This is a genomic window from Paenibacillus sp. AR247 (assembly GCF_002968895.1).
In the GTDB taxonomy this organism is placed as follows: Bacteria; Bacillota; Bacilli; order Paenibacillales; family Paenibacillaceae; genus Paenibacillus_AQ; species Paenibacillus_AQ favisporus.
The window spans coordinates 66,336-74,374 of the sequence record NZ_PCZT01000009.1; the positions used below are offsets into that span (position 1 = coordinate 66,336).

10 protein-coding genes are annotated in these 8,039 nt (G+C 47.5%); 6 read left to right on the forward strand and 4 right to left on the reverse strand.

Going from position 1 to position 8,039, the window contains the following annotated elements; all coding sequences use genetic code 11:
* The 3 genes from CPT76_RS08085 to CPT76_RS08095 all read right to left on the reverse strand — a co-directional run.
* On the reverse strand, window positions 1–431 hold a 431-nt coding region (locus tag CPT76_RS08085), incomplete at its 3' end, for a DinB family protein (protein WP_105442550.1).
* 209 nt (window positions 432–640) lie between these two features.
* Entirely contained in the window at window positions 641–1,429 is a 789-nt protein-coding gene (locus CPT76_RS08090) for a CPBP family intramembrane glutamic endopeptidase (RefSeq protein WP_105442551.1), read from the reverse strand.
* Window positions 1,426–2,004, reverse strand: a complete 579-nt coding sequence (locus tag CPT76_RS08095; RefSeq protein ID WP_258168192.1) for a PadR family transcriptional regulator — start codon at window positions 2,002–2,004, stop codon at window positions 1,426–1,428. The genes CPT76_RS08090 and CPT76_RS08095 overlap by 4 nt, the downstream gene beginning before the upstream one ends.
* A gap of 139 nt (window positions 2,005–2,143) precedes the next feature.
* Here CPT76_RS08095 and CPT76_RS08100 point away from each other — a divergent pair, with 139 nt between their 5' ends.
* The 4 genes from CPT76_RS08100 (at window position 2,144) to CPT76_RS08120 (ending at window position 5,612) form a co-directional block, all read left to right on the forward strand.
* Complete coding sequence (locus CPT76_RS08100) at window positions 2,144–3,055, forward strand: SDR family oxidoreductase (protein WP_105442552.1); 912 nt, start codon at window positions 2,144–2,146, stop codon at window positions 3,053–3,055.
* A 212-nt stretch (window positions 3,056–3,267) separates the two neighbouring features.
* A complete protein-coding gene (locus CPT76_RS08105) occupies window positions 3,268–3,831 on the forward strand; it encodes a TetR/AcrR family transcriptional regulator (protein ID WP_105444006.1) in 564 nt (187 codons plus the stop codon).
* Window positions 3,832–4,361: 530 nt separating this feature from the next.
* The gene (locus tag CPT76_RS08115; protein WP_105442554.1) at window positions 4,362–5,243 is read left to right on the forward strand and encodes an oxidoreductase; all 882 of its coding nucleotides are present in this window, start codon (window positions 4,362–4,364) and stop codon (window positions 5,241–5,243) included.
* Window positions 5,244–5,282: 39 nt separating this feature from the next.
* A complete protein-coding gene (locus CPT76_RS08120) occupies window positions 5,283–5,612 on the forward strand; it encodes an antibiotic biosynthesis monooxygenase family protein (protein WP_105442555.1) in 330 nt (109 codons plus the stop codon).
* Window positions 5,613–5,654: 42 nt separating this feature from the next.
* Here the strand turns inward: CPT76_RS08120 and CPT76_RS08125 are convergent, their stop codons facing one another.
* Window positions 5,655–6,554, reverse strand: coding sequence for a LysR family transcriptional regulator (locus tag CPT76_RS08125; RefSeq protein ID WP_105442556.1), 900 nt, complete (start codon window positions 6,552–6,554; stop codon window positions 5,655–5,657).
* Between the two features lie 167 nt (window positions 6,555–6,721).
* Here CPT76_RS08125 and CPT76_RS08130 point away from each other — a divergent pair, with 167 nt between their 5' ends.
* Window positions 6,722–7,516, forward strand: a complete 795-nt coding sequence (locus CPT76_RS08130; RefSeq protein WP_105442557.1) for an SDR family oxidoreductase — start codon at window positions 6,722–6,724, stop codon at window positions 7,514–7,516.
* 112 nt (window positions 7,517–7,628) lie between these two features.
* Window positions 7,629–7,931 carry a hypothetical protein gene (locus CPT76_RS08135; RefSeq protein WP_105442558.1) on the forward strand — a complete coding sequence of 101 codons (303 nt, stop codon included), beginning with the start codon at window positions 7,629–7,631 and terminating at the stop codon, window positions 7,929–7,931.
* Window positions 7,932–8,039: the final 108 nt, after the last annotated feature.

An 8,039-nucleotide genomic window follows, 5' to 3' on the forward strand; every position in this document is an offset into this window, starting at 1 on the left:
TAAACTCCGAGCTGCGCCCGATGGTGGACCATGTGGCTTAGTCCGAAGGTGCGGAGCGCGATAGCCCGCGGTTGGCGCAGGATGATATGGTCACCGTTTCGCAAGGTCCATTCCTCGCCAAGCATCTTCTCGTCGCATTCGGCTAACAGCTCTTCCAGCTTAACGATGTTGGAGTCGAATTCGTTCAGGATGTCTTGGCGACTTGCCAACGGTTCACGCCGAACCGGCACGGTCGAGAGATCGAGTTCCGGGTAAAGAAAAATCGCGACTTGCCAGTTCAGCAGGTTGATCAGATGCGTGGCCAGCCCGCCGAGGGCCATCGATTTCACATGCGGCTTCCACGACATATGCTCGTCAGGCAATCGCTCCAGGACGCGCCGCGTTGTGGTCAGTTCCTGAAAGGCGTCCCCGACGATTAATTGTTTCATCATAATTTCACACCCCTCCCTTATAAGGCAAGCATACAATAAACCCGGTCGAGTGGAAAGGCTTGTCTCTATCGATCAGTATCGGATGACGGTGGAAACGTGCAGGAAGACAAAGCTATACAACGTTAGCCGAAAAGGACAAGAACATATAAGTTTTCTTGCTGCTGAAATGTGGGTGTGTTTAAGTGATCAATGCTGTATAGTTTCGAAGATTAATAGGTATGCTCAGGTTGATCGGAGGCGTGCTGCAGTAAACAAGGTTTTTTCCTCAAATCTGGGATCAACCAGATGCACTGTGCGAGCAAAATCAAGATGATGACGTAATCCCATGCGGAAGTGCCGCGACCTTCATTCCCCAGAAACTGCATCAGGTTATGTATGAAATGAAACAGGATCAATGGGATGATGTTTCCGTTCTTGACCATCAGTAGAGCCAGAGCGGCACCTGTTAGGAGGGCATATGCAAGCTGCATGATTGTATCGGCGGTGCTCTGTCCGGAGAGCATATTCAGCACATGGGTGACCGAGAATAGGATGCTGGAAGTGATGACGGCAGCCATAATGCCCTTGCTTCTGAGGAGAATTTGCAGGATTAGTCCGCGATATATCGTTTCTTCGACAAAAGCAACCAGCAGCGTAAAAAAGAGGAAGAACAGCAGATCCTGAAGCGTAAAAGCCTTGAAGCCGTTAAAGGCGACCACGATAAGCACGGCAAGTTGGGGAAGGTAGTAGATCCAGCTGCGCTTTGGAATAGTGAGTAGAGAGCGGAAGCCATAGTGGCTCCATTTTCTCTTCATGGTGATATAAATGATGAGCACGATCGAGATCGGGATGAATGAGAGCAGAACGGGTGTCGTGTAGCTTAACTCATTGAGGGTGGCGTATGCCCCGGCTATGAAGACTGCGATCAGAAGCAGCAGCTCGATAAGAATCACACTGAGAACAGGACGTTTTTGCGAAAACGAGGTTCGTTCAAGGCTTGATTTGGTTGATGCTGTCATGGCAGTTCAGCTCCCTTTTTAATGTTATCTACGAATTGTTTCTCCATGTTAAAAAAAAGCATTCCGTATGAGAGGGCAGACACGCGGTAATAGTAGTTTTGAGGATTCGGAATTTCAGCCAGTTCGCCGGCTACAATCTGCTCAACAGCCTGAAGGCGGCCAATCTCCCGATTCAATTTAAATTCATACTCCTCCAAAAGGGCAGTCCGGGTGTCTTCATCCAGATAATCAAAGAAAAAGATTTTTAGCAGAAACTCATTGCGGCTCATCTCCAGTGGTCCAGCCAGCCAAACCATAAAATTCTCCTTGCCCTCCGGCATCAGGGAATATATTTTCTTCTTCTTACTGTTTCCGGGTTCTTCGGTCATGGATACCCACTGTTTCTCCGTCAGACGCTTAAGAGCGGGATAGAGGCTCCCGTAACTGGCTTTATAAAAAATGCCTACGGAATGATCGATCGTTTTCTTCATGTCATAGCCGCTCATGTCTCCTTCCATCAGCAGCCCTAAGATGATGTATTCAAGCAACGCGCTCACCTCATTGATGTATCGATTTGATATATCTATTTGATACATAATATACGAGTTCAGTGAGGGGAAGTCAATACCTATTTAAGAAATTTTTTGGAAAAATAAGCGATTTAAATACGACGAATTTTGACGTATTTAGAACTTATCATGGATAGTAGATCAACGAAAGGAGTTAATAAATGATATGAAACCTCTACATGGAAAAGTGGGTTTGGTAGCAGGAGCAACACGCGGTGCGGGAAGAGGAATAGCTGTCGAATTAGGTGCAGCCGGCGCCACCGTATATGTCACAGGAAGAACGACAAGGCAACAACGATCCGAATATAACCGTCCTGAAACGATTGAGGAAACAGCGGAACTGGTAACTGCAGCGGGAGGGCAAGGAATAGCAGTTCAAGTCGATCATCTCCAGCCTGAACAGGTCCAGGCCCTTATCGCTCGCATTGAGAAAGAACAGGGGAGATTGGATATACTGGTCAATGATGTATGGGGCGGTGAAAATTTGGCAGACTGGAATGTGCCCGTATGGGATCACTCCCTCGAACGTGGATTTCGCATGCTACGCCTTGGCATAGACACGCATTTGATTACAAGCCACTTTGCCCTGCCGTTGTTAATCAGAAATAAGAACGGACTGGTGGTCGAAATGACGGACGGTACCGCTGAGTACAACCATAAAAATTACCGCATATCGATGTTTTATGATTTAGTCAAAAACTCAGTCATTCGTATGGCACAATCTCTTGCGCATGAACTCGCACCTTATCAGTGTACCGCGGTAGCCATGACGCCGGGGTGGATGCGTTCTGAAATCATGCTTGATCATTTCGGCGTGGGGGAAGAAAACTGGCGTGATGCCACCGAAAAGGAACCCCATTTCATCATATCGGAATCTCCGCGTTATGTAGGCCGTGCGGTTGCAGCATTAGCTGGAGATCCGGAGGCTGGCCGGTGGAATGGGAAGTCCTTGTCAAGCGGCCAGCTCGCAAAAGTTTATGGTTTCACAGATCTCGATGGTTCGCAGCCAGATTGCTGGCGGTATCTTGTAGAGGTTCAGGAAGCAGGCAAACCTGCAGATGCATCTGGATATCGTTAGTCGCTGCTAGTTTGAAGTCAAGAAAAAGCAAACTTAAAGAGCCGCATACACTGCGGCTTTTTGTGCGTTTAACGGTATGACGGATCTCGGATACCCGACATACATTTGACCATTATCGGCTATCATGTCTGCTGCACAACATCGTTATTAGGTGGTGTGAACTTGACATCTCCTTCAAGCCCGTACTAATGTTATTTCAAGAGGTGGAATACATGAGCAAGAAGCAGGACATAATGGCGGCCACGCTGGATTTGATCCATGAAGAGGGGCTGCAGTCGGTGACCTTTTCGAAAATATTTAAGAAAGCCAATGTAGGTTCCGGCACGGTATATAATTATTTTGCCAATAAAGAAGAATTGGTGAATGCGGTTTACAAAGAAGCGCGGACACATATGGGGGAGTACCTCCTACAGGGTTATGACCCGGAAGCAAGCCTTTATGAGCGATTTAAATGCCTGCAGTTGAACAGGTTAAAGTTCGGCATCGATTCACCCAAAGAGTTTCTGTTTATCGACAGCTTTTCCTTTTCCCCGTATATTTCGCCGGAGCTGCGGAACATGGGCGATGCCCTCCATTCGAGCGACGTGGTCATTTCTTTGATTGTTGAAGGCCAGAAGCAGGGAATCATCAAAGAAATGGACCCCCATTTATGCCATCAGCTCATTCATGGGATTATTTCTTCTATCCTGAAAGGGTACTACATTCAGAAATATCCGTTAGACGAGGTCCAGGTTCAGCAAGTGCTGGAAGCTTCTTGGAAAGCTATACTCGTGTAGAAACAGCCTTTTGGACGCCTATGAATGGTCCTAAAAAGGCTAGTTTTTTTGTTATCTCGATTCCTCGGCCTAATGAATTTCTTATCTAATTTAACTTCACTACTCTCGTCTGTTATCCTCACTGCTCCTTTTGGGGCGTTAACCGCGTCGGTTTCAAAAAAATCTGTTGGCGATCTCAATATGCTGCTGAAGATTGGAATTATCGTTCCGTTTTGTAAACAGTTGACGATTAGATCTGTATACACAATGGAATACATGTTCCACAATTCTACAATTATTTGGCTCATTTCAATTTCTTTTCCGATTGGGGTTAAATATAATGCGAGAAATTTGCAGCTGTTTATTCTGTAAAATCCTAATGATAAGCATGTTTACGGAACAAACCAGTCATCTAACTTGCGGAGTATAGATAGAGGTTAATTAGCTCGAGCGGAATATATATTCCAAAATCTCTTGACTCAATGAGGCGGCTGAGTTATATTTGCTTTGGAACAAACATTCCAAACCTAGGTTGAGGAGGCATTTTTGATATGAGTAAAGTTTGGCTGATTACAGGCAGTTCCCGGGGATTTGGACGCAGTCTTGCAGAAGCAGTACTGGCAAAAGGAGATCAGCTGGTGGCAACAGCCCGCAATACAGAACAAATCGCCGATCTTGCAGCACGCTTTGGCAGCCAAGTCCACATCGTTGAACTGGATGTAACCCGGTTCGAGCAGGCTGAGGCAGCCGTGCAAGCCGCCTTCGAAACATTTGGGCGTTTGGATGTACTTGTGAACAATGCGGGTTACGGCAATATCTCTTCCATTGAACAAACTCCGATGGATGACTTCCGAGCTCAATTGGAAACGAACCTTTGGGGTGTAATTAACGTAACGAAAGCAGCGCTGCCGCACCTGAGAGAGCAGGGGCACGGACATATTGTCCAGTTTTCCTCGATTGGCGGCCGCATCGGCGCTCCCGGTCTAGGACCATACCAAACGGCAAAATGGGCGGTAGAGGGCTTCTCCGAGGTGCTTTCCAAAGAAGTTGGACCCCTTGGTGTAAAGGTTACGCTGATCGAACCGGGCGGTTTTCGTACCGATTGGGCAGGTTCCTCCATGAAGCATATCGAGCCTATCGACGATTATAAGGATACGGTCGGCAATCATTTGAAGCATGCTCGCGAGACTACCGGCAGGGAGAATGGTGATCCGGATAAAGCTGCGCAAGCGATCATTTCCATGGTGAATGAGGATAACCCGCCGCTCCGCTTACTGCTCGGAAGCGATGCCGTTGCGATTGCGAACGCGGTGGATAAGGGCAAATTGGAAGAAACCAAGCGTTGGGAGAAACTTAGCCTGTCCACGGACTACCAGGCAAAAGATTTGGATCCGGAGGTTTCGCGCATGATTCAAGCGCTTCCGGAGTCATGATATAAGCGGATCCACTTATAACAACAAGGAGTTGACATCATGACTCAAATGTCAATGAGTAACGAGGTTCTGACACTGATCAATGTATTTACCGTTGAACCGGCAAACCAGGAACGGCTGATCGAACTGCTGACCGATGCAACGAATGTTTCCGTCCGATACGCCCCAGGATTTATAACATGTATTCTCCATCGAGGTACGGACGGAACTAAGGTTACGATGTATTCCCAATGGAGAAGCGCAGAGGATTACCAAGCCATGCGAAATGACCCTAGGCCACTTCCGTATCTGGAGGAAGCTTTGAAAATAGCGAAGTTTGAGCCGGGGATGTATGAAATCGTTACTACATTTGAAGCGGCGAGCGAATAAAAGAGGATTAGAAAGATACCGTGTATATCGCGGTATCTTTTTTTATGATCCATCAAGACCGCCATTCACTTGGATGCCGTACCCTATATACTCAATAAACCTCTTGGCAGCGGGCGATAAGTACCGGTCTTTTCTCCACTTCAGCCCGACTTCCCAATCCCAGCCTTCCTCCTGAATGGGGATCCATACGAGCCCGTCTAACATAAGCCCTAATGTTTGGGGCAGCACCGATACGCCCAGCCCAGCTTTAATAAAACCGGCCACGGTAATCAAATCTTCGGCGTCATAAGTGGAGGCCAGTTCAAAATTCGTATGCTGAAAACGGGAGGTGATGGTCGCTTTAAGACCACAATTCCGTTTGAGTCCCACAAAAGGCTCACCGGATAATTCAAACAAGCTTAAGCTGGAACGGCTTGCAAAGGGATGATCTGCGGAAACAACGATGAATAACGGTAATTTGCGAATCACCATCCACTCATGCCTGTCCAGCGTCGTTTCCCTCGAAGTAATCATGATGTCGGCCGTACCCTTATCCAAATATTCATCGATGTCTCCATGATCGCCCTGGTACAGTTCAAAACGGACCCGGGGATGGCGAACCTGGTAATCCCGAACCATAGAAGGGACCAAATCCACGCCCAAAATGTTCAAATAGGAGACGTGAATCACACCCGTTTCGGGGTTAGACCACTCCTCAATTTCCTGTATGCCGTTTTGGATGTTGTTCAAGGCTGACTCGACCCATCTGCCGAACATTTTTCCATAGCGGTTTAATTCGACATTGCGGCCATTTCGTTCGAAAAGGGGAACTCCCAATTCGGATTCCAGCTTGGAAATCGCGTGACTTAACGCCGGTTGAGTAATGTTTAATGCCTTCGAAGCCATCGTCATATGCTGCAGCCGGGCAACGGTTAAAAAGTATTCGAGTTGTGTTAGCTCCATCTTGGCACCCACTTATAAATTTTATTCATAAATTTAATGAAAACTATAAATTAGACGCTGGGGTCCGTCAAGCTTACAATAAGGTTGTTCTCAGGGGACGTTCACTGTACCAAGCGGCGCTCTTGATTTCTAACCAACCCAATCATTTATGCTCAGGAGGAAACAACATGGCTGTAACTTATGCAAATCCAATGACGGAATATCAAGGCAAAAAAGTGCTGGTAACCGGAGGTACAAAAGGGATGGGGGAAGCTATCGCCAAAAGATTTGCATCGGCTGGTGCTGCGGTGATGACAACAGCGCGTTCTGTGCCAGCGGACCTGGCTGATCCGGAACGGTTCGTGGAGGCCGATTTATCCTCAAATGAAGGAACGATGAAGGTTATCGAAGCCGTTAAAGAGCGGTTCGGCACGATCGATATCGTCGTCAATAACGTAGGGGGGAGCAGCACACCTCCGGGAGGTTTTCTTGCGGCAAGTGACGAGCATTGGCTCGAAGCTTTAAACTTGAACCTTTTGGCTGCTGTACGCTTGGACCGGGGACTGCTCCCGTTGATGCTCGAAAAAAGAAAGGGGGTCATCATCCACATCTCATCCATCCAGCGGGTATTGCCCCTGGTTGAATCTACAATTCCTTATGCAGCTGCAAAGGCGGCGCTAAGCAACTACAGCAAAAGCCTTTCAAAAGAATTTTCTCCACAAGGCATCCGTGTAAACCGCGTTGCCCCTGGCTTTATTCAAACAGCTGCAGCAGACGCAATGATGGAGAATATCGCACAGGTAACAGGCAGCTTTGAAAGTGCGCTCCAATCAGTCATGGATGCATTGGGAGGAATCCCCCTTGGACGACCAGGACTGCCGGAAGAAGTTGGTGAACTTGTCGCTTTTCTGGCGTCAGATCGTGCCGCTTCCATTACGGGTGCTGAATATGTAATTGATGGAGGAACCGTCCCTACCGTCTAGTTTGAAGGAATAACGAAGCGGAAATGAAGCTGCACCTCTGTATAAAATCAGGTATTTTTTATCCATATTAAGACAGCCTGATGTTTCCAAACGTATAGAGGAGCAGATAAAAGTGAAAAACAAACAGCTTAAGGCTTTGCTTATAATGTTGACGCTTATTTTCAGCATGATTCAGATCGCAGCACCTGCGCAAGCCATGGTAGACGGGAAGAAGAATCCGGTTTGTATTAGCCCTAAAATGGTGCAGCTGAAAACCGATATGCAAAAAGTGTGGATCGACCATACCATCTGGACGAGAAGTTATATTGTCAGCGCCATTTCGAACCGTCGGATCAGCAGGACGTATTGGACCGGCTCCGTGCGGAACCAGCAGGACATCGGAAATGTGGGAAAAACGCCAACGAGGAGATCGTGAAGCATGCATTAACGCAAATCGTCTCTGGAGATACGAAGTTCGCTGCCGAAGATCCCGATGCGCCGGAAAACTTTCCGAGATCGCTGTTCGTATGGCGCTCGAACCTGA